The sequence below is a fragment of the Methylocella sp. genome, assembly GCA_037200525.1.
Classification (GTDB): domain Bacteria; phylum Pseudomonadota; class Alphaproteobacteria; order Rhizobiales; family Beijerinckiaceae; genus Methylocapsa.
On record JBBCGG010000001.1, the window covers coordinates 2,766,630 to 2,789,220 of the forward strand.

Sequence of the window (22,591 nt, forward strand, 5' to 3'; positions counted from 1 at the left end):
ATTCAAATTTTCGCCGGGGAGCGACAAATGAATCTCGTGAACTTTCAATTCGAGATCGAGACGGACGGCGTCGCGCTTCTCACCTGGGACATGCCGGGACGGTCGATGAATGTGATCACCCCGGAGGTCATGAGCGAGGTCGAACAGGTCATCGACCATGTCGCTGCGGAGCCGTCGATCAAGGGCTGCGTTATAACTTCGGGCAAGGAGACTTTTTCCGGCGGCGCCGATCTTTCCATGCTCCAGAGCGCAGCGCAGGATTATAAAAAGGCGCTCGCGGAAAAGGGCGAAGAGGAAGCTACGAAGCTCTTTTATGAATCCGCGCGGAGTCTATCGCTGCTCTATCGCAAGCTCGAAACTTGCGGCAAGCCATTCGCCATAGCGATCAATGGCCTCTGCCTTGGCGGCGCGTTCGAGCTGGCGCTCGCCTGCCATTACCGCGTCATCGGCGACGATGACAAAGTTCGGGTCGGGCTGCCGGAGATTAAGGTCGGCCTGTTTCCCGGCGCTGGCGGGACTCAACGCGTCGCCCGCCTGATGCAGACAGGCGATGCGCTGCAAATGTTGTTCAAAGGCGATCAGATTCGGCCGAAGGCCGCCAAGACCATGAACCTTGTGCATGAGGTTGCGCCAAAGCACGAGGTTGTCGCTAGAGCGAAGGCGTGGATCGCGGCGGGCGGATCAAGCGTCGCGCCGTGGGACGCCAAAGAATTTAGGCTTCCCTCGGGAAAGGTGTTCTCGCCGCAAGGCATGATGGTTTGGCCCGCCGCCAACGCGATCTATCGCCGCGAGACGCATGATAATTACCCGGCCGCCAAGGCGATCTTGCAAGCCGTCTATGAAGGGCTGCAACTGCCGATGGATTTGGCGCTGCGCGTCGAGGCGCGCTGGTTCGCGAAAATCCTGCGTTCGAAAGAAGCTGCGGCGATGATCCGCTCGCTGTTCATTTCCATGGGCGAATTGAACAAAGGCGCGCGGCGTCCCGCCGATCTTCCTCCGACCGTGATTCGGAAAGTCGGCGTTCTCGGAGCCGGTTTCATGGGAGCCGGGATCGCCTATGTAACGGCGGCGGCTGGGATGGATGTCGTGCTGATCGATCGCGATCAAGCCGCCGCCGACAAAGGCAAAGTCTTTTGCGAGCAGCTGATCTCTTCGCAAGTGCTGAAGGGCCGGGCCAAGGGCGCCGAGAAAGAGGCGCTTTTATCCCGCATCACGGCATCCGCCGACTATGGGGAGCTGGCGGGATCGGATCTTGTGATCGAGGCGGTCTTTGAAGATCGCGCGATCAAGGCCGAGGCGACGCGCAAGGTTCGCAAGGTGCTTGGTCCCGACGCCATCTTCGCCTCGAACACATCGACCTTGCCGATTACCTCGCTTGCCGAGGCCTACGCGGAGCCTGAAAATTTCATTGGGGTGCATTTTTTCTCGCCGGTCGAGAAAATGCTGCTCGTCGAAATCATTCTTGGCGAGAAAACCGGCGCGCGCGCTCTGGCTGCGGCGTTGGACTATGTGCGCGCGATCAAGAAAACGCCGATCGTCGTCAATGATGCGCGCGGGTTTTTCGCCAATCGTTGCGTCGGGGCTTATATCCGCGAAGGCCATATCATGCTGCGCGAGGGCGCGCCGCCCGCAATGATCGAGAACATCGCCAAGATGGCCGGAATGCCGGTGGGGCCGCTCGCTCTCAATGATGAAGTCGGGCTCGATCTCGCGCTCAGAATATTGGAGGCGACGAGGGAAGATCTTGGGGCCGAGGCCATAGACGCAGAGCAGGAAGCCTTGCTCAAAGCCTTGGTTGTCGACCACGGCCGCTTGGGCCGCAAAAACGGCAAGGGCTTTTACGACTATCCGGCGCACGGCGCGAAATCGCTATGGCCCGGCCTTGCCGCGCTCCAGCCGACAAAGCTTGATCCAGACAGCGTAGATATTGCTTCGTTCAAGCAAAGATTTCTCGTCGCGCAGGCTCTCGAAGCCGCGCGAACGATCGAGGACGGCGTCGTGAGCGACCCGCGCGAGGCGGATGTCGGCTCGATCATCGGTTTCGGTTTTGCGCCATTTACGGGCGGCGTCTTGAGCTACATCGACGGAATCGGCTTGCCGCAATTCGTCGTGCTGTGTGACGAGCTGAGCCGTAAATACGGCCGGCGGTTTGCGCCGCCGCAGATTCTGATCGACATGGCGAAAGCGCACGAGACATTTTACGGCCGCTTCGCAAAAAAAGCCGCCTGACGTCGAGTCTGGCCAGACTCGACGCCTGGACAAGAAAAAGGGCGCTCTTTTGGAGCGCCCTCGATAGCATTCAAGCAAAGGCCGCGCTTATTCGCCGGCTGCCTGTTGCTCGAGTTTTTCCTTGCCTTCGAGGTCTTCGCCGGTCTCCTGATCGACGAGACGCATAGACAGGCGGACTTTGCCGCGTTCATCGAAGCCGAGCAGTTTCACTTTGACCTTGTCGCCTTCTTTGACGACATCGGAGGATTTCGCGACGCGCCCTTTGGCGAGCTGTGAAATATGAACAAGACCGTCCTTGGAGCCAAAGAAGTTCACGAAGGCGCCGAAATCGACCACCTTCACGACCGTGCCTTCGTAAATATGGCCGATTTCCGGATCATTCGCGATCGACTTGATCCAGTTGATCGCGGCGCGGATCGAGTTGCCGTCGGATGACGCGACTTTCACCGTGCCATCATCTTCAATGTTGATCTTGGCGCCGGTTTTCTCGACGATTTCGCGGATCACCTTGCCGCCGGTGCCGATCACTTCGCGGATCTTGTCGGTCGGGATTTTCAACGTCTCGATGCGTGGCGCAAATTCCCCAAGCTCAGCGCGCGCTCCGGTGAGGGCCTTGGCCATTTCGCCCAATATGTGCAGCCGGCCGGTTTTGGCCTGCTCCAGAGCGACCCTCATGATCTCTTCGTTGATGCCGGTGATCTTGATGTCCATTTGCAGCGAGGTGATGCCGTCCTGGGTTCCGGCCACCTTGAAATCCATGTCGCCAAGATGATCCTCGTCGCCGAGAATATCGGACAGGACCGCGTAGCGTTCGCCCTCGAGGATGAGGCCCATGGCGATGCCGGCGGTCGGCCGCTTCAGCGGAACGCCGGCGTCCATCAGGGCCAGCGATGAGCCGCAGACCGTCGCCATTGATGACGAGCCATTCGACTCGGTGATCTCCGAAACGACGCGGATTGTATAAGGAAACTCAGCCGCGGTCGGCAGCATCGGGCGTATGGCGCGCCAGGCTAGCTTGCCATGGCCTATTTCGCGACGGCCGGGCGAGCCCATCCGTCCCGTTTCGCCAACCGAATAGGGAGGAAAGTTGTAGTGCAGCAGGAAGCGCTCTTTGTAGGTGCCTTCCAGGCTGTCAATGAACTGCTCGTCTTCTCCCGTGCCAAGCGTCGCGACCACAAGGGCTTGCGTCTCGCCGCGCGTGAATAGCGCTGAACCGTGGGTGCGCGGCAGAATGCCGACTTCCGCGAGGATCGGGCGAACCGTGCGGACGTCGCGTCCGTCGATGCGGATGCCGCTGTCGAGAATGTTCCAGCGCACGACCTTGGCTTGCAGATCGTGGAACACCTCGTTGACGAGTTCTTTCGAGAAGCGAGGCTCCGCTCCTTCTGGAAATAGCCCCGTCGCGACTTTCGCTTTCACTGCGTCAACGGCCTTATACCGATCCTGCTTGGCGGTAATCTTATAGGCTTCGCGCAACTCGGCCTCGGCGATCTGGCGCACCGCCGTCTCGACTGCTTCCTTGTCGACGACGACAAGATCGCGCGGCTCTTTGGCAGCCTTTTCGGCAAGCTTGATGATCGCGTCGATCACCGGCTGGAAACCGCGATGGCCGGCCATGACGGCTTCGAGCAGAACCGCTTCGGACAGCTCCTTGGCTTCCGATTCGACCATCAGTACGGCGTCGCCCGTGCCGGCGACGACGAGATCGAGCGCTGAATCCTTCAGCTCCTCAATCGTCGGATTGAGCTTGACCGCGCCATTGATGAAGCCCACGCGCGCCGCTCCGACCGGACCCATGAAAGGCACGCCCGACAAAGTCAGCGCCGCCGAAGCCGCGACCATCGCCAGAATGTCGGGGTCATTTTCGAGGTCGTGGGAGAGCACGGTCACGACGACCTGCGTCTCATTGCGATAGCCTTCTGGAAACAACGGCCGAATCGGGCGATCGATCAGACGCGAGACAAGGGTCTCTTTTTCCGAGGGGCGCCCTTCGCGCTTGAAATAGCCGCCAGGAATCCGGCCGGCCGCGAAGGCTTTTTCCTGATAATTGACGGTAAGGGGAAAGAAATCGACGCCGGGCTTTGCGGATTTGGCGGAGACGATGGTGGCGAGGACGGTGGTTTCGCCATAGGTGGCGAGAACGGCGCCGTCGGCCTGGCGGGCGATCTTGCCTGTCTCAAGCACAAGCTTCCGGCCGCCCCAATCGAGTTCTTCACGATGGATTTCAAACATTTATTCGTCTTTCTTATAATGAAAGGCGAAGACTGGTGCCAGAGCAAGACGGCAAGAAGCTGTCGCGGGGAGAGCTCTTTGATGCGCCGCATGATAGAGGATCATGCCAAGAGCCGCCGCGTACAGCGCCTGGCGATCCTGCCATGGCGCATTTGTCTTCACCAGGTGTCGGGACGACGGCCCCATGCCGTCGCTTCCCGCAAAGGCGAGGCCTACGGCTCCGCCTTCGATAGTTTAATGCAAATCAGGCCTAGTCCGGCAGCGCTTACGCCAAGCGGAAGAGGCTCGGGAAAGATCTAGCGCCGGATGCCCAGACGTTCAATCAAGGATTTGTACCGCGGCTCGTCTCTGGTCTTGACGTAATCAAGCAGCTGACGGCGCTGCGAGACCAGCTTCAGAAGGCCCCGGCGCGAATGGTTGTCTTTGACGTGGGTCTTGAAATGCTCGGTCAAATTGGTGATCCGCTCTGTCAGGATCGCAACCTGCACCTCGGGCGAACCAGTATCGCCGGCCTTCAAAGCGTAATCTTTAACGAGCGCCTGTTTGCGCTCCGCTGTAATCGACATCGTGTGGACCTTTCACAAATAATAACCAGAGGCGTTGCTAACCCACATGCATGGGGCGCAGGGCCGGACTGGAAGGGGATAACCAAAGCCGCAGCCCTGCCGGGATGTCGTCCAGCAGGGTAGGCGCCGATGGGTTGCGCGACGATCGCGTAAGCCACTTATACAGAAAAGAAACGGCGGCGAAAGGGGCGCTCTGGCAAAATATGGCTGTGCGAGCGAAGGATTTCGGTCGCCCCAGAGTTCTGCAAATTATCCGCAAATAGAGCCGCACTCAGGAAGAAGTCATTCGCCGTCTTTTTTTACACGTTGCTTGGTCTGCTCCCGCGCTGCATAGGATTGCGGTAGGCGATTTGCGGGCGAGCCAAACGCGAGCTTAGGTATAATCAACGCAATATCTCAACAGCGCGCAATTTCGGAAACTCACGCGGCGCTAAATTCGCGCCAGCCTTTGGCGCGCAGAACGCAGGCCGGGCAGGCGCCGCAGCCGTAGCCCCACTCATGTTTGACGCCGCGCTCGCCGAGGTAGCAGGTGTGCGTCTCTTCATTGATGATGTCGATCAGCGCTTTGCCGCCAAGGCGCGCCGCAAGGCGCCAGGTGTCGGCCTTGTCCAACCACATCAGAGGCGTCTCGACGTTGAACCTCGAGTCCATGCCAAGGTTCAAGGCGAGCTGCATAGCTTTGACGCTATCGTCTCGGCAATCGGGGTAGCCCGAAAAATCTGTCTCGCACATGCCGGCGACGATATGGGCGAGGCCGCGCCGATAGGCGAGCGCCCCCGCCAGAGTGAGGAACATCAGGTTACGGCCGGGGACGAATGTGTTCGGCAGGCCTCGCTCATCCATTTCGATGGCGATGTCATGCGTCATCGCCGTGGCCGAGATCTCGGCCAAAGCCTCGATGCGAATCAGATGATCCTCGCCGAGCCTCTCGCGCCAAGCGGGAAACTCGCGGCAGATCGCGTCGCGAATCGCGGCCCGCTGGTCGAGTTCGATCCGATGCCTCTGGTTGTAATCGAAGCCGATCGTTTCGACATGGGTCCAGCGTTCAAGCGCATAGGCGAGACACGTGGTTGAATCTTGCCCGCCAGAAAACAGCACCAGCGCCTTTCCGATCACGGCGCGCCCTCCGCTTTCCGCCGCCTATTCACGAGACCTCGCCAGCCGCCCAGGCCGTCATAAGCAGATTGGCCACGGCGATCCTCGGCGGGGAGAGCAGCCCCGCCGGATGGGCGTTCTGAAGCATCAGGCGAATCTCCGCACGGCTAAACCAGCGCGCGTCCTCGAGTTCGGCGTCGATCGTCAGATCGCGGCTCAGCGCGTCCGCGATGCAGCCAATCATCAGCGAACTGGGGAATGGCCAGGGCTGCGAGGCCAGATAATCGACTCGGCCGATGACGATTCCCGCCTCCTCCAACACTTCGCGGCGGACTGCATTCTCAAAGGTTTCGCCCGCTTCGATAAATCCGGCGAGGCAGGAATACATCCCGGTTGGAAAGCTGCTCTGGCGTCCAAGCAGGCAGTCCTCGCCGGAGATCACCAGCATGATGACGACCGGATCGGTGCGGGGAAAATGGTGGGTCCCGCAGACATCGCAGCTGCGCCGCCAGCCGGCGGCGGAAACCCGGCTCGGCGCGCCGCAATTCGAGCAAAATCGATGCCGCGCATGCCAGGACATTAGGCTTTTGGTCTGGCCGAACACGCCGAGCATCTCTGCCGGGACGAGCTCTTGCGCCGCGACGGCGCGCAGATCAAGCAAAGCGACGTCCTCGCGGGCAGGGGCTTTTTCGGGCGCCTCGATCTCGATCAACATCGCGAAAAGCGCCGTTTCGCCGTCGCAGCCAAGAAACGCGGTCTCCCGGACGGCGCCCAGCCTCTCTGCTTCGCTGAAGGTGAAAAGAGCGTCAAAACCGTCTCCGACGCGTTTCAGGACCGGCGTGTCGCCGGACAAAACGAGGCTGCGCGTCGTCGGCAATTGCTTCAAGCGATCGATAAATTCGACGTCGTCGCGCTTTTCGGACATGCGATTGAGCCGATTGCCGGCAAAACCCGCGCGCGCCGAGCGTTCTTTGAGGTCGTTTGGGTGAAGCGTGCGGCCGTGCATCAATTTTCCTCAGTCGCGGTCAGTCTGGAGCCAGACCGCGGCGAACTTATGCCCTTCGGTCATTCTCAACAAATCATGTCTCGATTTGAGCCAATTCTCTATCCCACCCGATTGGGAGGTTGCGAAATTTCCGCCGGCAGTCCAAATAGAGTTCGGGAGGTTGGCGGTGGACGCACCACTCGCCAACCGGGTCAGGTCCGGAAGGAAGCAGCCCTAACGAGACCGGGCGGGTCTCTGTCCAGCCTCCCACTTGACGCATTTATGCGGTCGGCCAGCGCGCGACGCGGGTGCGACCACATCAGTTCAAAGCCGTCTTCTCCTTTCGAACGGGCTATCGCGATGCAAGACGATCGCATCGAAAATGCGAGCGCCTACGGCGGCGAGACATTGCCGCTCGGTTTTGACGGCGCAGCCAGCGCCGCCAACGCGATTCCCGCGCCATATCGCGTTCTCGCAAGAAAATATCGCCCGGCTGGTTTTGAGGACCTGATCGGGCAGGAGGCTATGGTCAGAACGCTGTCCAACGCCTTCGATCTCGATCGCATTCACCAAGCCTATATTTTAACCGGCGTTCGTGGCGTCGGTAAGACGACGACGGCTCGGATCCTGGCGCGCGCCTTCAATTATGAGTTGCCGGGCCGCGGCGCCGAGGCGGCGGTGACGCGCCCAACGATTCATATGTCCGAGCTTGGCGTTCATTGCCAGGCGATCATCGATTCGCGCCATGTCGACGTCATCGAAATGGACGCCGCCTCGCACACCGGCATTGACGACGTGCGCGAAATCATCGAAGGGGCGCGCTACCGGCCGGTCATGGCGCGCACCAAAGTCTATATCATCGACGAAGTGCATATGCTGTCGAAACAGGCCTTCAATGGCCTTTTGAAAACTTTGGAAGAACCGCCGGACCACGTCAAATTTCTGTTTGCGACGACGGAAATTGACAAAGTGCCGATTACGGTCCGCTCGCGCTGCCAGAGATTTGACCTGCGCCGCATCGATTCGGCGGTTTTGATCAAATATCTCGCGTCGATATGCGCCAAGGAGGGGGTCGCGATCGAGGATGAGGCGCTCGCTTTGATAGCTCGCGCCGCCGAAGGCTCCGCGCGCGACGCGCTTTCGCTGTTGGATCAGGCTATCGCTCATGGCCCCGCGTCAGGACAGCGGGAAATCTCCGCCGAAAATCTGCGCGCTATGTTGGGACTCGCCGATCGCGGCCGCATCATCGATCTGTTCGAAGCGGTGATGCAGGGCCAAATGGCGCAAGCGCTTGGCGGCCTCAAAGATCTCTACGACGGCGGGGCCGATCCGGCGGCGGTTCTCGTCGAACTTGCTGAATTCGTGCATCTCATTACGCGGCTGAAGCTTTCCCCGGAAGCCGGCGATGACGCCGCGATCACGCCGGATGAGCGCAGCCGGGGCTCGCGTTTCGCGCAGATGCTGTCAATGCCGGTTTTGACCAGAGCTTGGCAATTGCTGACCAAAGGTTTGCAAGAGGTCAAGGATTCGCCGCGCCCCTTGGCCGCCGCCGACATGGTTCTTGTGCGCCTTGCTTATGCCGCCGATCTGCCAACGCCCGACGAGGCGTTGCGCAAATTGGCGGCGACGGCGGGCGCCTCTCCGGCTGATGCGCCGAAAACTGCTCCGGCGGCAATTACGCCGGCAGGGCGAGATTTAAACGCGCGCAATCAAAATGGGCGCGATTATCCGGCGCGCGATGCGAGCTCCGGGCCAACGAGATCAAGCGCGGCGGCGGCGTTTGCGCCGCTCCCGGTCGCGCAGGAGCCCTCGGCCCGGCTGGCCCGCTTCGAGGATGTCGTTGCGCTTGCTGCGCAACATCGCGACATACAACTGAAACTCGCCCTCGAACGCGATGTTCGGCTGGTGCGGTTCGAGGATGGCGCGATCGAGTTTTCGGCGACGCCCGACGCCTCGCCGCAACTCGCACAGACCGTGACGCGCAGGTTGCAGGAATGGACCGGACGGCGCTGGATGGTCGCGATCTCGCGCGAACCCGGCGCGCCCAGCCTGAAAGAGGTTGAAGACGCCAAGGCGCAGCAGTCGATCATGGGAGTGCGGGCCGATCCCCTGGTGAAGCGCGTCCTCGAACTTTTTCCCGGCGCCGAGATTGTCGCTGTCCGCTCGAGCGAAGAGGCGGCGACGCCGGAGCAGTCAGGCGCCGCGACAAAACCTGGGGATGATGACATCGGTTTTATCGACGATTACGGCGAGGGCGACCTTTGAGCGAAGATTTCCAAGATAGTCTTTGGCCCTCCCGCCAAGAAAGAGGATCAGTGATGCGCGACATGTTGGGGTTGATGAAACAGGCGCAGGCCATGCAGGAGAAGATCCAGGAGATGCAAGCCGAGATGGAGCGCCTTGAAGTCGAAGGCCAGTCGGGCGGCGGCATGGTGCGGGTCACCCTGAGCGCGAAAGGCAGCCTGAAAAACATCGTCATCGATGATCAGCTCCTTAAGGCCGAGGAGAAGCAGATTCTTGAGGATCTCATCGTCACCGCGCATGAGGATGCGCGGAAGAAATCAGAACGCCTGATGGAAGAAAAAATGCAAGGCATGACCGCCGGCCTTGCTTTGCCGCCCGGCATGAAACTGCCGTTTTGATGGATTTAAACTGATGGGAGAGCGCGTCTCGGGTCCCGAGATCGAGCGCCTCATCCAATTGCTGGCGCGTTTGCCTGGGCTTGGACCGCGATCGGCGCGCCGCGCCGCGCTGCACTTGATTCGGAAACGGGAAGAGCTGTTTGGACCTCTGGCCGAAGCCATGCGGGTCGCGCGCGAGAAAATCGTCACATGCTCGGTCTGCGGCAATGTCGATACATGCGATCCATGCACCATATGCAGTGACGAGCGGCGAGATGGCGCGACCCTCGTCGTCGTTGAGACGGTCGCCGATTTATGGGCGCTTGAACGCGCCGCCGCTTTGCGCGCGCGTTATCATGTCCTTGGCGGAACCTTGTCGCCGCTCGATGGCGTCGGCCCCAAGGATTTGAATCTCGACAGTCTCGTTTCGCGCGTGACGGAAAATGAGATCAAGGAAGTGATTCTCGCCGTCAACGCCACGGTCGATGGGCAGACGACGGCGCATTACATCACCGATATTCTGGCGCATTTGAAGGTCAAGATTACCCGTCTCGCACATGGCGTTCCCGTCGGCGGCGAACTCGACTATCTCGATGAAGGCACGCTCGCCGCAGCGATGCGCGCCCGCACCGATTTTTAGGCGGCCATATCTTTGGACGCTTTGGCGTATTTTCCGGCCAGGTTGCGCGCGGGCTTATTGACCAGCCAAAGGCTGGGCTAACCAATGCTCCACCCCGCGCGATGGCCGACCCAGATCAGCAGAAAGCAAAAAGAGCCCTTTTTGCCTTTGGCGTTCCTTCGCGATCTTTGAGGTTTACGCGGCGCGTCACAGCCCTATCATCTAACCGGCGAATTCGTTCGCCGAGATCGCGCAACGCAAAGGAGCAGTCATGGCCAATCCTTTTGTTCACGTTGAGCTCACCACTACTGATCTAGCCAAGGCGAAGGCATTCTATCAGGGTATGTTCGACTGGAAGCTGGACGATCAAGAAATCGGTCCGGGGATGAACTACACGATGATCAGCGTCGGCGAAGGCACGGGTGGCGGCATGATGCAAACGCCTGGGCCCGGCATGAAGTCCGCCTGGATGCCTTATGTTCTCGTGGATGACATTGCGGCGGCGACGGCGAAAGCCGAGGCGCTTGGCGCGACGATCTGCCGTGACGTTACCGAAGTGATGGACGCGGGCTGGCTGTCAATCGTTACGGATCCCACAGGCGCGACGATCGGGTTCTGGCAATCAAAGACGAAGTGACGCCGGCCCTTTGCGGGAGAGGCTGCTATTCGGCGGCCTTCATTTTTTCGACGACGGCGATATTACCGTCGTCGGTGAAGTCCATCTGGTCGATCCGCTCGCCGCATTTGGCGATTTTGTCGGCTGAAGCGATGAGCTGAACGACATCTTCCTGCGCGTTCTGGAAGTGGGCGTCGAGCTTTGCTGCGCGCGCGCGGAGCCGCATGACGTCATCAACGAGCCGGCGCACTTCGGCCTGGATCATATGCGTCTGTTCGCGCACCTTGGCGTCACGCACGATTGCCTGCATGACCTGCACGGCCATCACCAGCAGCGACGGCGAAACAATGATGATGCGCATGCGGTGAGCTTTTTGAACGACATCATCGAAATGTTCGTTAATGTCGGCGTAAAGCGATTCCGACGGGACGAACAGCATGGCGATATCCTGAGTTTCCTCGGGAAGAAAATAACGCTCGGCGATATCGCGGATGTGTTTGCCCATATCGACGCGGGCGCGGGCGGCGGCATATTTCCGGGCCTCTTCGCTGTCGGCCGATTTCAGCGCGGCGAAAGCTTCAAGCGGAAATTTGGCGTCCACCACCATGAGGCGCGGATCGCCGGGCAGGCGGATGACGCAATCGGGCCGCGTTCTGTTCGAGAGCGTATGCTGAAACGCATAGGCCGAGTCGGGCAGGGCGTCGCGGATGATGGCTTCGAGCCTGCCCTGGCCAAAAGCGCCGCGCGCCTGTTTGTTGGCGAAAATATCCTTGAGGCTGACGACCTCCTCGGTCAGGCTGGTCAGTCTCGCCTGCGCCGCGTCGATCACGGCCAGCCGTTCGTTCAATTTGGCGAGCTGCTCGCCGGCGCTCTTGCCGGAGGATTCAAGGCCGACGCCGACGCGCACGCCGACGGCGTCGAGCCGTTCGGCCACAAGCCGCGCGAGATCGGTCTGGCGCGACCCCCAAAACCTCAGCCACGCTGCGGACGCGGCCGGTGAGCTCCGCATTCTGCCGCGCGATGACGGCCATCGCTTGCTCCATCTCGCGCTGGCGCTCCGCTGCGCTGAGGGCGTCGACGCTCCTCGCGCGCGCGGACCGCGCAATGCTGATCGCCATATAGGCCAGCAGCGCAAGGGCGATCGCCAATGCTCCGACAAGCAGCCGCCAGACCTCTACCGGCGCGCCATTGAGGAAGAAAACCACGCGCTCCATAGGGCGTCTTTACATGATTCGGGGCGATGCTGGAACGAATCTGGAACATTTGACATAAGGAGTTCAAGTTGCAAGAGCATTTTTGCGCTCGCGAGCGGCGAGAGCGAGGAACGACGCCAGTTGATCTTTCGTGCTATCTCTTAAGCTCCGGCCGCATGAGGCGTCTTGGCGATGCGCTTTGTTTTTCGGGTTATATATGAAAGTTGCATGCGCTTTGTTGAGGACGACGGCTGGGCGATCTCGAGCCATATCGCTCTGTCGATCCTGACATCGATGTTTCCTTTCTTGATCTTTGTGACGGCGCTCGGCGGCTTTCTGGGTTCGCAGGGCCTCGCTGACGAAGCGGTGAAGATTTTGTTCCAGACTTGGCCGGATCAAGTCGCAGCGCCGCTGGCGAAAGAGATTCATAGCGTCTTGACGCAGCCGCGCGGCGGTCTCCTCACCATCGGCGTCGTGTTGGCGATTTATTTCTCCTCCAGCGGCGTAGAGGCGCTGCGCGTTGGCCTCAACCGCGCTTACGACGTCAAGGAAATGCGGCCTTGGTGGAAACTGCGCCTCGAATCGATCGCCTACGTTTTCATCGGCGCTTTCGCGCTGCTGACTTTGGCTCTTTTCGTTGTCTTCGCGCCGTTGATCTGGTCGGTAGTATTGCGCTTTGCGCCGGGTCTCGAGCCGCTTGACAGGCTGGTTACTTTTAGTCGATTCAGCATCGCCACTTTGGTGCTTTTGGTGGCGCTCGTCATTGTGCACAAATTGTTGCCCGCCAAGCGACAGTCACTGCGCGACATCGCCCCCGGAATTGCGTTCACCTTTGCTTTCTGGGTCGCGGCTGGCATCCTGTTCGGCTCCTATCTGGCCGAGTTCGCCCGCAATTACGTCACTACTTATGCGGGCCTTGCTTCCGTGATGATCGCTCTGGTGTTTCTTTACATGATCGCCTCCATTTTCATCTTCGGCGGCGAACTGAACGCCGCGATTTCGCGTGCAAGACGAAAGCCGGATGAGGCGGCTAACGGGCTTTTGGAATAGTTCTGTCAGGAGAGCTCGGAGAGACGATGGCCCTGCGCGCCGACCTCGGCGAAAAAAAACCTGCTGAAAGCCGCACAGCAGCAATCCGACTCGCAATCGTTATGCGTCGCTGTCCAGCTCGGGATGTCGGGGCGATGAATCGCTTCGTCATGTGTAATTATGATGTGTAATTATGCCGCAAACTATCTGCATGAGCCGCCGCGTGAAGCTCTGCGGTGAAGCGCCGCGGCATCTTTACCATCAGCTTCTAGCTAGAGCTTGGTTTTGCGTTGATCTTCTGCCCGGACTCTGGAAAAACAAGATTGAACGCAAGCCGCGTTTCGTCGCGGCGTGCAAACTCGAGGAAGATTAACGATGGCTTCTGCCTGCACTGAAGGGATCGATACTGGCTTCGTCGCGCTTGGCTACGCCAAAGTTGGCTTTCTTGGCGTCATACAAGGCATTACCGAGCTTCTGCCGATCTCCTCGACGGCTCATATGCGAATCGTCCCTGCTGTGCTCGGCTGGCAGGATCCAGGATCGGCCTTTTCAGCGGCGATGCAGGTTGCAGCGCTCGCAGCGGTCGTCAGCTATTTCTGGAGCGATGTGCGCGGCCTCGTCTTCGGTTCGATTGGCGCGGCGCGGCGGCGCGATTTCAAGGACTGGAACTTTCGCTTCGCGGTCTGGATCATTCTGGCGACGCTCCCGATCATCATTGCGGGCATCCTGCTCGCGCCCATTCTCAACACCTGCAACTCGCCGTTGCGCAGCCTCAACGTCATCGGCGTCGCCTGCATCGTGATGGCGGCTTTGCTCGCGCTCGCCGAGATCTATTCGCGGCCGAGGCGCACGCTCGACCACGCGACGTTGAAAGACTCTTTGGTGATTGGAATTGCGCAAATCGGCGCGCTTATCCCCGGCGTCTCGCGGTCGGGCTCGACTTTGACCGCCGCCCTTTTTCGGGACTTCAAGCGGGAAGAGGCGGCCCGCTTTTCGTTTCTGCTTGGGCTTCCAGCAATAGCCGCCGCCGGTCTGAAAGAATTATGGGAATTGCATAAGGCCCATCTCGACGCGCAAGGCTGGTCGATTCTGGCGTTTGGCCTCGTCATCGCCTCGATTTCGGCCTTCGCCGCCATCTGGGGCCTCTTGCGCATCTTGGAGCGCTTCTCAGCGTGGCCGTTCGTTATCTATCGGGCGCTGATGGGCGTATTGCTTCTCGCTGGCGTTTGGGTCGGCTGGCTGCAGAATTGAATTCTAACCCCGAAAAGGCTTCTGACTTTTCGGGGTTTATTCATTACTCCTACAGAGCGCAATCAATCGCCTGTGCCGCGCAAATAACGCTGGCCGACCAGGACAGGATCCGCTGCCTGCCAGTCGCTAATGTCGCCAAACTCGCTACTCGAACTGATCGACAAAAGCTCGGCGAGACGGCCACGCGCGCGGTTGACGCGACTTTTCATCGTGCCGACTGCGCAGCAACAGACTCCCGCCGCTTCCTCGTAGGACAAGCCGGAGCCGCCAATCAGAATCAGCGCCTCGCGCTGATCGGTCGGCAATTGCTGAAGCGCCTCGCGAAAATCGAGCATGTCCATGTGGCTGTTCTGCGCCGGGGCGGTCGCCAGCTTGGCGGCGATGGTCCCATCCGAGTCCGCGACCTCGCGCCTTCGCTTGCGATATTCGGAATAATAGATATTGCGCAGAATTGTAAAAAGCCATGCTCTGAGGTTCGTCCCCTCGACAAACGAGCCGAGCTTGCTCCAGGCCTTCACTAAGGTCTCTTGTACCAGATCGTCGGCGCGATCGAGATTGCCGCATAGCGAGACCGCAAAGGCGCGCAAATTGGGGATAACCGCGAGAATGTCCGCCGTGATTTGAGCGCTCGCCGCCCGGTCAACCGGCGCGTCCACTTCCGTTTCGTCGTCGAGAAATTCCTTCTGTTCCGCTGTCACGAAGCATCCTTCTTGAACTGAGCGCCCGAGGCGGTTTCAAGCTGCCGCAGAAGATCAAAAAACCGGTCGGGGACCGGTTGTGACAAAACGTCATTGTATACGCTGCGTAGACCGAGGCCAATTTGATCCCCCATTTCGGGCTTGGCCGATGTCTTCCTTATACGCGATACGGCGACTATTTTGCCGTCCACATATTCATCGAGATCTATCGAGTCATACTCCCTGTCGGTTGTTACTACGTTCGAACGTAAGTCCGGTCCCTTCGACATTCCACTGTCCGACTTCGTTGTCTTCACCACAGGATCACCTTTGTTTCGGTTCCCACCATCTTCGTTACCCTCCTCAGTGGCGGTTACGCCATGGCCGCCATCCCGAGATGGCCGGTTGGCATTTCCAAACGCCTTGATAAACCCGTGTTCGACGTGCAAACTTCACAAATAGTTTGCTGCACTCAGCGCCTTCTAACGCATCACATGGGGTAAAGTTCCGCAAGCCTGGAACCTTTCTTAACAATTTGCATTCTCAGACCGAGCTGCTTGACGCGGCGCTAATGGTCAAAGGGGCGTTTATCGATGTCGATTTCTCAAGCTATCTCTTCGCATATCCCCTATCTGCGCCGATTTTCTCGGGCTCTGACAGGGTCGCAAGCGGGAGGAGATGCTTATGTGCTCGCCACCCTTGAGGCGATCGTTGCGGACCCCGGCAATTTCGACTCTGACGCCGATGTGCGCACAACGCTTTACCGTCTGTTCCTTGAGGTCTGGGGCTCCGTCTCAGTTAATGATCACGTCGATGAGCTCGGGTTTTCTGGCGATGAAGCCGGCGCTCATCGCAATCTTGAAGCCATCACATTGCGGCCTCGAATCGCTTTTCTCCTAAGCTCGCTCGAAGGATTCAATACCGCAGAAGTCGCCGCCGCGCTCGATTGCCCCCTTGCGGAGGCTGCAAGTCTGATTGACGCAGCTGGTAAGGAAATCGCCAATCAGATCCGCACCGATGTCGTAATCATCGAGGACGAGCCTTTCATAGCGCTCGATTTGCAGACATTGGTCGAGGAGCAGGGCCACAGAGTCATCGCTGTGGCGCGGACGCACCGCGAGGCGGTGGAAGCCATCGCCAAAGAACGCCCAGGTCTGATTCTCGCCGATATTCAACTCGCGGACGGCAGTTCGGGCCTTGAAGCGGTGAATGAAATTTTGGGCAACTTCTCCGTGCCGGTGATTTTCATTACCGCCTATCCGGAAAGGTTCCTGACCGGCGCGCCGCCGGAGCCCGCATTCCTGATCACCAAGCCTTTCGGAGTCGACAGTCTGAAAGCAGTCATCAGCCAGGCGCTGTTTTTCGATCGTAAATCGCATCGCAAAGACGAAACAAAATCGAGAAACGTTCTCGCCTGAGAAGGGGCGGCGTGAGCATTCGGCGGCAGCGGCGCACTCCTGCCGCCTTACAAAAGCGCTCGCTTGCTCCGCAAAATTCGGCCAATGACGACGCCCGCGACAATCGCAAAGCCGACAAGTGAAAAAGCGTTGAGCTGTTTGGCGATCTCAGCTCCGGCCTCGACCGCCAATGCTTCCTTCTCCAGGCCAGCCTGACGTAAAATCTCCAGAATGGGAGCCACTATCGCGTCGATCTTGGCCACGAATTCGGGATTGGGCTTCGGCAGATTGTCTTGGGCCTCCTTGGACGCAACGGCTGCAAGCGGCTGGGCCGCGGCCGTCGCCGCTCTCTCGGGACGACTTGCTAACCAGAGGCAGACAATCGCGGCGATCAGAAAGAGTGCGGCGACGCTCAGCGCCGCCACCAATGTCCCCGCCAAAGTTTGGATAAAAGCGAAAAGATCGATCGTGAGAAAGACCGAAGCGGCGATTACGCAGCCCATGCCGAGGGCGACCAACGCGACTTTTTTCAGCAGCCGCGCAATCATCGCCTCCAGCGGGGCGGCTGCATCGTGAGCGACCCGCGCGATCAGCGGATTCATTTACGAGCGCGGCTCATCAATCCGATCAACAGTCCCGCCGCCATCGCGATGAGGACTGCAATGAGTGGATTGCGCTCGATCGTGGCTTCAAGATCTGAACTGGCCCCCGCCAGCCGGTCTTTGGCGTCCGAGGCTCCATCGGACAGCTTTTGGCGCGCGGCGTCGACGGCGCCGAAAACCGACTCCGTCGTCACAGACGCTTGCCCGCGCACCAGCTCTGTGACCGAGGCGCTTAATCTCGTGATATCCTCGCGCAACGCCGTCAAGTCAGCAGCGAAATTGTGCGAAGCTTCTTCAAAAGGCTTATCGTTGGTCATGTTGACTCCATCAATTCGAGGAACGTCACTGATTTTTATGACTGGCGCAACTGCCTGAAGCGCCACGCTGCCTAACAAAAACCCGCGACGCAGCTAACCGGGACGCAGCTCCAGGCCGCATCAGTTGCGGCTTTGAGCTGTGCTCACAATTCAAAACCCAACCACAGGGCGTCAGACGCCGCCGCGCGTGAGTAGGATGATAACGACGACGACGAGAAGCACGCCGACGATGCCGGAGGGGCCATAACCCCACGACCGGTTGTACGGCCAAGATGGGATAGCGCCTACCAGCATTAGGATAAGCACGATCAGGAGGATTGTCGTGAGAGACATCGCAAACCTCACTATTAAAACACCGATATTCTAAAGCCGTATGTAACGCCAACTCTCTCGCTGTTGAAATAGTTCCTGTCTACTGTTTACTCGTAATTCCGTCGTTTAGAATCTCTGATTTCCAGGTTTCTCGCCAGTCAATCGCATCGGAGGATTGGCGGGCGTTGGGCCGCCGGGATCAGGAACGTCAGGGTCGCCGAGGGGAAGCGGTGGAATGTCTCCCGGATTGTCGACCGGCGGCGGGGCGGGGTCTGGCGAGGGGATTTCCGGCTGCCGCGGCGGCGCTGGAATATTGCCGGGGGGGGGGGCGGCCCAGGCTCCGGGGCTGGAGGCTTCGGCGGCTGCTGGGTTTTGACGTAGCGAACGGCGCTCAAGATCAAGATCCTTTAGAAGATTTGAAGAACGGCCAGCAACGCGGCATTGATCTCGAGGTTCCAGAGTGAATCCTTAAGGAACCGGAAAAGCAGAGGCCGCGTTCTTGTAGGCTATTCCTCGCGTTGCGTATCAGGGGAGCGTCATGCCGCCACGGGCCAATTGGAAGGGCTATCTCAAGTTATCGCTGGTTTCCTGTCCGGTGGCGCTTTTTCCCGCCGTTAGCGCCAGCGAAAAAGTCTCGTTTCATATGCTGAATGGCGAGACTGGAAACCGTCTCAAACAGCAATATGTCGATGCCGAAACTGGCGACATCGTCGATCGGGACGAGCGGGTGAAGGGTTATGAAATCGCCAAGGGCGATTATGTCGTTGTGACCGATGACGAGCTCAGTCAAATCGAAATCGAGAGCAGCCATACGATCGATATCGAGAGCTTCGCACCGAGATCTGAGGTCGATCCGGTGTATTACGACAGCCGCTATTACATCGCTCCTGATGACAAGGTCGGCGAAGAGGCCTTCGCCGTCATTCGCGAGGCAATGCGGGTCCGGGATATGGTCGGCGTCGCCCGCGTCGTGCTTTACGGGCGCGAGCGCATTATCCTGCTTGAGCCGAGGTCAAAGGGCATCATGGGCACGACGCTGCGCTATGGCTATGAGGTGCGCGACGATGCCGCTTATTTCGATGAAATTCCCAGGATCGAATTAGACAAAGAGATGCTCGATCTTGCTTTGCATATCATCGACACAAAGGCGACGAACTTCGACCCCGCCAAATTCAAGGATCATTATCAGGAAGCGGTGGTCGATCTCATTCGCGCCAAGCGCGCCGGTCGTCCTGCGCCAGCGCCTCATGAGCCGCAGCCGAGCAATGTCGTCAACCTGATGGACGCTCTCCGGCGCAGCCTCGCGACAGAGAAGGGGGGCGCGGCCAAGGCTTCTGGCGCGGATAAGGCTAAAGCTGCCTCAAAGCCGAGGCCGCAAGCGCACGCAACGCCGCAGAAACCCAAGGCCGCAACCGTCGTTAAAGCGCGCGCGAAAAGGGCGAGTTGATGCGCTCTCCGGCCAAAACTCTAGAAGCCTATCGCGCCAAGCGCGATTTCACGGTAACGCGGGAGCCGAGCGGAGAAGAGGCGTCGCGCCGCGCGGCGAAGCCGGATCTAAGCTTCGTCGTCCAGAAGCATGCGGCGCGACGACTGCACTATGATTTTCGCCTTGAACTTGACGGCGTGTTGAAGAGTTGGGCGGTCGCCAAAGGCCCAAGCCTCGTCCCCGGCGAAAAGCGGCTTGCCGTCCATGTCGAAGATCATCCGCTCGATTACGGCGGATTCGAAGGGATGATCCCGCAAGGCCAATATGGCGCGGGTTCGGTGATCCTTTGGGATCGCGGCATATGGCGTCCTGAAGGCGATCCGCACAAGGGCTACGCCAAAGGCCATCTTAATTTCACCTTGGAAGGCGAGAAGCTGAAAGGCGGCTGGCATCTCGTGCGAATGGCGCAGAGAAAAGGCGAGCGCGGCGACAATTGGCTGCTCATCAAAGCCACCGATGATTTCGCGCGCGAGGCCAAGGACCCCGACATCCTTGAAGAGATGCCGCTTTCGGTGCTGAGCGGCAAGCCGGTTGAGGCCATCGCCAAGGATTCCTTGAGCCGCACATGGACAAGCGGAAAGTCCGCCGCGCCGCCAGCCGCATCGGCCGAGGAGTTGACGCCGCGCCAGCGCGCCCGCGCGCCATTGCCGCAAGGCGATGCCGAGCCGGCCCCCAAATCGGCCAAGCGGAACGTCGCCGCGAAGCCTTTCACATTTATCGCGCCAAAAGCCGCGCGGAAGGCCAAGATGCCGGGCTTTATCGAGCCGTGCCTAGCGACGGCGTCAAGCGCGCCGCCCTCGGGCGCCGGCTGGGCGCATGAGATCAAATTCGATGGCTACCGCCTCCAGCCTGCGCTCGATGCGGGCGAGACGATCATTCGCACGCGGCGCGGCCTCGATTGGACGCAAAGATTTCCCTCGATCGCAAATGCAATTGCGGCGTTGCCGGTTGAAAGCGCAATCTTCGATGGCGAGGCTGTCGTCGAAGACAAGGGCGGGATCGCCGATTTCGCAGTGCTACAGGACGCGCTGAAAGAGGGCCGGCAAGAAGCGATCGTTTTCTACGCATTCGACCTCCTCTATCTCAATGGCTTTGATCTGCGCCCTGCGCCGCTGACTGAGCGCAAAGCCGTGCTCGAACAGGTGATCGCAACAGCGCCGCAAGCTGGCCCGCTTCGCTATAGCGCGCATTTCGCCGCCAACGGCGAAACGTTGCTGAAGCATGTCTGCGCTCTCAGAGCAGAGGGCATCGTTTCAAAACAAATCGAGAGGCCCTATCGCTCTGGGCGCGACGGCGATTGGTTGAAGGCCAAATGCGCCAACCGTCAGGAATTCGTGGTCATCGGCTATACGCTTTCGACGGCGACGCCAAAGGCGATCGGCTCGCTCGTGCTTGGGTATTACGACGAGGGAAAGCTCAATCACGCCGGCCGCGCCGGAACTGGCTATAACCAGCAGATGGCCAAAGATCTTTTTGGCGAACTTGAAAAGATCAAGCGTGACAAGCCTCCGGTCGATGGGCCGCTTACAGCCGAGGCTCGACGCGACGTTCGTTGGAGCGAGCCCAAGCTTGTCGCCGAAATCGAGTTTCGCGGCTGGACCACGGCCAACATGCTGCGCCAAGCCTCGTTCAAAGGATTGCGCGACGATAAGGCGCCGACCGAGATCGTTCGCGAAGTCGCGGTTTCGCCGCCAGCGGGAGGCTGGCAGATGAGCAGATCCAAAGCAGTGGCCGCGCAGAAAACGAGCGTCAAGCTCACTCATCCCGATCGCGTGTTGTGGCCGCAGGCGGGATTCACGAAGCAGTCGCTCGCCGACTATTACGATTTGGCGTGGCCGCTGATCGGGCCGCAAATTATCGGCCGGCCGCTCGCCCTCGTGCGTTGCCCGACGGGCATCGATCACGATTGTTTCTTCCAGAAACATCAATGGGAGGGAGCGGACGAGCACATCGTGCTGACGGAAGATCCTCATGACGATAAATCGCTTGTGAGCATCGCCGATTTCGACGGCCTTATGGCGCTGGTGCAGGCGAGCGTTCTCGAAATTCATCCTTGGGGCGCGAAGATTGATAATCTTGAGGCTCCGGATCGGCTGATTTTCGATCTCGATCCCGGCGATAAAATCACCTGGGGCGACCTTGTCGCGGCGGCGCTAGAGGTGCGCGAACGACTGCGTGAGGACGGGCTTGAAAGCTTCGTCAAAACGTCAGGCGGCAAAGGCCTGCATGTCGTGGCGCCAATCGCGCCTGGATCTAATTGGGACGACGCCAAGGCCTATTGCCGCGCGGTCGCCGAGGCTATGGCGGCGGCAAAACCCAGTCAATTGACGGCGACCATGGCGAAGCGCGAACGCATCGGTCGTATCTTCATTGATTATTTGCGCAATGCTCGCGGCGCAACCGCCATCGCGGCTTATTCCACGCGGGCGCGGCCAGAGGCAGGCGTTTCAATGCCGCTTGATTGGGACGAATTGAACTCGATCACGCGGGCTGATTATTTCACCCTCGCTAACGTCGACCGGCGCTTGCAGACGCTGCACGCTGAACCTTGGCAAGGAATCAACAAGATCAAGCAGGTTCTGCCCGCAAAAAAATCGGCCGCAATACGCGCGACGCGGTGAACCTTCTGGCGCGTAAATGCTTCCAATGTCTGGAGCGCGGGCGTTTTGCTCGCAGCGATTGGGAGAAGCACCATGGCCGTTAAGTCTATGAACGATCTCTTTCTGCATACGCTGAAGGACATCTATTACGCCGAAAAGCAGATCTACAAGAGCCTTCCGAAGATGGAGAAGGGCGCTCATTCGCCTGAGCTTAAGCAGGCTTTTGAAAAGCATCGGCGAGAAACAGAACATCAAATCGAAAGATTGGAAAAAATCTTTGATGACTGCGGCGTTGCGGCGCGATCCATCCGTTGCGAAGCTATGGACGGCATATTGGCAGAGGCCAAGGAGTCCATGGAGGACATCGACGATGCCGAGGTTTGCGACGCGGGCATTGTAGCCGCCGCGCAGACTGTCGAGCATTACGAGATTGCGCGTTATGGCTCACTGATCGCGTGGGCTGACCAACTCGGCATGGGCGAGGCGAGCAAGCTCTTGCGCGAGACGCTCGATGAGGAAAAGAAAACGGATCAGACTTTGACGCAGCTAGCGCTGGCGAGCGTCAATCGGACGGCGGCCTGAGCAGGAGCCTAGCGATGGATCAAGAGCCGCAAGTCGTTCTGAACAAGACCGAAGCGCGTCAAGGAAGCAACAGAGCGCCCTTGCACTATGTGCTCTATGGCGGCTTGGCGCTGGTCATCGTCGCCTTCGCGCTCATATACTTGCTGCATTAGCGCATGACCAATTCCCGGTTGAGCTGATCA

At 59.4% G+C, this 22,591-nt stretch carries 23 protein-coding genes and 1 other RNA gene; 13 read left to right on the forward strand and 11 right to left on the reverse strand.

The features are described 5' to 3' along the window. Positions 1 to 27 precede the first annotated feature (27 nt). On the forward strand, positions 28 to 2,229 hold the full coding sequence (locus WDN46_13520; GenBank protein ID MEJ0094411.1) for a 3-hydroxyacyl-CoA dehydrogenase NAD-binding domain-containing protein: 2,202 nt from the start codon (positions 28 to 30) through the stop codon (positions 2,227 to 2,229). A gap of 87 nt (positions 2,230 to 2,316) precedes the next feature. On the opposite strand, the gene pnp is transcribed toward WDN46_13520, so the two are convergent. From pnp to nudC, 4 genes are all read right to left on the reverse strand, one after another. After that, entirely contained in the window at positions 2,317 to 4,461 is a 2,145-nt protein-coding gene (gene pnp / locus WDN46_13525) for a polyribonucleotide nucleotidyltransferase (protein MEJ0094412.1), read from the reverse strand. 296 nt (positions 4,462 to 4,757) lie between these two features. Continuing rightward, positions 4,758 to 5,027 carry a 30S ribosomal protein S15 gene (gene rpsO, locus WDN46_13530; GenBank protein MEJ0094413.1) on the reverse strand — a complete coding sequence of 90 codons (270 nt, stop codon included), beginning with the start codon at positions 5,025 to 5,027 and terminating at the stop codon, positions 4,758 to 4,760. Between the two features lie 420 nt (positions 5,028 to 5,447). Then, positions 5,448 to 6,143, reverse strand: a complete 696-nt coding sequence (gene queC / locus WDN46_13535; protein ID MEJ0094414.1) for a 7-cyano-7-deazaguanine synthase QueC — start codon at positions 6,141 to 6,143, stop codon at positions 5,448 to 5,450. A 28-nt stretch (positions 6,144 to 6,171) separates the two neighbouring features. Then, positions 6,172 to 7,128 (reverse strand): NAD(+) diphosphatase, encoded by a 957-nt coding sequence (gene nudC / locus WDN46_13540; GenBank protein MEJ0094415.1) that lies wholly within the window; start codon positions 7,126 to 7,128, stop codon positions 6,172 to 6,174. A 154-nt stretch (positions 7,129 to 7,282) separates the two neighbouring features. Between nudC and ffs the strand changes: the two genes are divergently transcribed. From ffs to WDN46_13565, 5 genes are all read left to right on the forward strand, one after another. Continuing rightward, positions 7,283 to 7,379, forward strand: an RNA gene (ffs, locus tag WDN46_13545) — signal recognition particle sRNA small type. 88 nt (positions 7,380 to 7,467) lie between these two features. Next, positions 7,468 to 9,372: a DNA polymerase III subunit gamma/tau gene (locus tag WDN46_13550; protein MEJ0094416.1), complete on the forward strand. Its 1,905-nt coding sequence runs from the start codon at positions 7,468 to 7,470 to the stop codon at positions 9,370 to 9,372. A 53-nt stretch (positions 9,373 to 9,425) separates the two neighbouring features. Beyond that, a complete protein-coding gene (locus tag WDN46_13555) occupies positions 9,426 to 9,749 on the forward strand; it encodes a YbaB/EbfC family nucleoid-associated protein (protein ID MEJ0094417.1) in 324 nt (107 codons plus the stop codon). A gap of 13 nt (positions 9,750 to 9,762) precedes the next feature. After that, positions 9,763 to 10,368, forward strand: coding sequence for a recombination mediator RecR (recR, locus tag WDN46_13560; GenBank protein MEJ0094418.1), 606 nt, complete (start codon positions 9,763 to 9,765; stop codon positions 10,366 to 10,368). Positions 10,369 to 10,618: 250 nt separating this feature from the next. Then, a complete protein-coding gene (locus tag WDN46_13565) occupies positions 10,619 to 10,984 on the forward strand; it encodes a VOC family protein (GenBank protein MEJ0094419.1) in 366 nt (121 codons plus the stop codon). 25 nt (positions 10,985 to 11,009) lie between these two features. Here WDN46_13565 and rmuC read toward each other — a convergent pair whose 3' ends face one another. Both rmuC and WDN46_13575 read right to left on the reverse strand, forming a co-directional pair. After that, complete coding sequence (rmuC, locus tag WDN46_13570) at positions 11,010 to 11,897, reverse strand: DNA recombination protein RmuC (protein MEJ0094420.1); 888 nt, start codon at positions 11,895 to 11,897, stop codon at positions 11,010 to 11,012. Next, entirely contained in the window at positions 11,848 to 12,177 is a 330-nt protein-coding gene (locus tag WDN46_13575; GenBank protein ID MEJ0094421.1) for a hypothetical protein, read from the reverse strand. The genes rmuC and WDN46_13575 overlap by 50 nt, the downstream gene beginning before the upstream one ends. Positions 12,178 to 12,348: 171 nt before the next feature. Here WDN46_13575 and WDN46_13580 point away from each other — a divergent pair, with 171 nt between their 5' ends. Together WDN46_13580 and WDN46_13585 are read left to right on the forward strand one after the other, a co-directional pair. After that, positions 12,349 to 13,206, forward strand: coding sequence for a YihY/virulence factor BrkB family protein (locus tag WDN46_13580; protein MEJ0094422.1), 858 nt, complete (start codon positions 12,349 to 12,351; stop codon positions 13,204 to 13,206). 354 nt (positions 13,207 to 13,560) lie between these two features. Beyond that, a complete protein-coding gene (locus WDN46_13585) occupies positions 13,561 to 14,436 on the forward strand; it encodes an undecaprenyl-diphosphate phosphatase (GenBank protein MEJ0094423.1) in 876 nt (291 codons plus the stop codon). 62 nt (positions 14,437 to 14,498) lie between these two features. Here the strand turns inward: WDN46_13585 and WDN46_13590 are convergent, their stop codons facing one another. Further along, positions 14,499 to 15,056, reverse strand: coding sequence for a sigma-70 family RNA polymerase sigma factor (locus WDN46_13590; GenBank protein ID MEJ0094424.1), 558 nt, complete (start codon positions 15,054 to 15,056; stop codon positions 14,499 to 14,501). Between the two features lie 74 nt (positions 15,057 to 15,130). Then, on the reverse strand, positions 15,131 to 15,562 hold the full coding sequence (locus WDN46_13595; GenBank protein MEJ0094425.1) for a NepR family anti-sigma factor: 432 nt from the start codon (positions 15,560 to 15,562) through the stop codon (positions 15,131 to 15,133). A gap of 144 nt (positions 15,563 to 15,706) precedes the next feature. Here WDN46_13595 and WDN46_13600 point away from each other — a divergent pair, with 144 nt between their 5' ends. Next, positions 15,707 to 16,531: a response regulator gene (locus WDN46_13600; protein ID MEJ0094426.1), complete on the forward strand. Its 825-nt coding sequence runs from the start codon at positions 15,707 to 15,709 to the stop codon at positions 16,529 to 16,531. A gap of 47 nt (positions 16,532 to 16,578) precedes the next feature. Here WDN46_13600 and WDN46_13605 read toward each other — a convergent pair whose 3' ends face one another. The 3 genes from WDN46_13605 to WDN46_13615 form a co-directional block, all read right to left on the reverse strand. Continuing rightward, a complete protein-coding gene (locus tag WDN46_13605; protein MEJ0094427.1) occupies positions 16,579 to 17,112 on the reverse strand; it encodes a hypothetical protein in 534 nt (177 codons plus the stop codon). Beyond that, positions 17,109 to 17,429, reverse strand: coding sequence for a hypothetical protein (locus tag WDN46_13610; protein ID MEJ0094428.1), 321 nt, complete (start codon positions 17,427 to 17,429; stop codon positions 17,109 to 17,111). Before WDN46_13610 ends, WDN46_13605 begins: the two co-directional genes overlap by 4 nt. 171 nt (positions 17,430 to 17,600) lie before the next feature. Then, positions 17,601 to 17,762, reverse strand: coding sequence for a DUF3309 family protein (locus tag WDN46_13615; protein MEJ0094429.1), 162 nt, complete (start codon positions 17,760 to 17,762; stop codon positions 17,601 to 17,603). 517 nt (positions 17,763 to 18,279) lie between these two features. Between WDN46_13615 and WDN46_13620 the strand changes: the two genes are divergently transcribed. The 4 genes from WDN46_13620 (at position 18,280) to WDN46_13635 (ending at position 22,561) form a co-directional block, all read left to right on the forward strand. Next, positions 18,280 to 19,188: a Ku protein gene (locus WDN46_13620; protein ID MEJ0094430.1), complete on the forward strand. Its 909-nt coding sequence runs from the start codon at positions 18,280 to 18,282 to the stop codon at positions 19,186 to 19,188. Beyond that, positions 19,188 to 21,848: a DNA ligase D gene (ligD, locus tag WDN46_13625; protein MEJ0094431.1), complete on the forward strand. Its 2,661-nt coding sequence runs from the start codon at positions 19,188 to 19,190 to the stop codon at positions 21,846 to 21,848. Before WDN46_13620 ends, ligD begins: the two co-directional genes overlap by 1 nt. Positions 21,849 to 21,920: 72 nt before the next feature. Then, positions 21,921 to 22,409, forward strand: coding sequence for a ferritin-like domain-containing protein (locus WDN46_13630; GenBank protein ID MEJ0094432.1), 489 nt, complete (start codon positions 21,921 to 21,923; stop codon positions 22,407 to 22,409). Between the two features lie 14 nt (positions 22,410 to 22,423). Continuing rightward, complete coding sequence (locus WDN46_13635; GenBank protein MEJ0094433.1) at positions 22,424 to 22,561, forward strand: hypothetical protein; 138 nt, start codon at positions 22,424 to 22,426, stop codon at positions 22,559 to 22,561. The last annotated feature ends 30 nt before the right edge of the window (positions 22,562 to 22,591 follow it).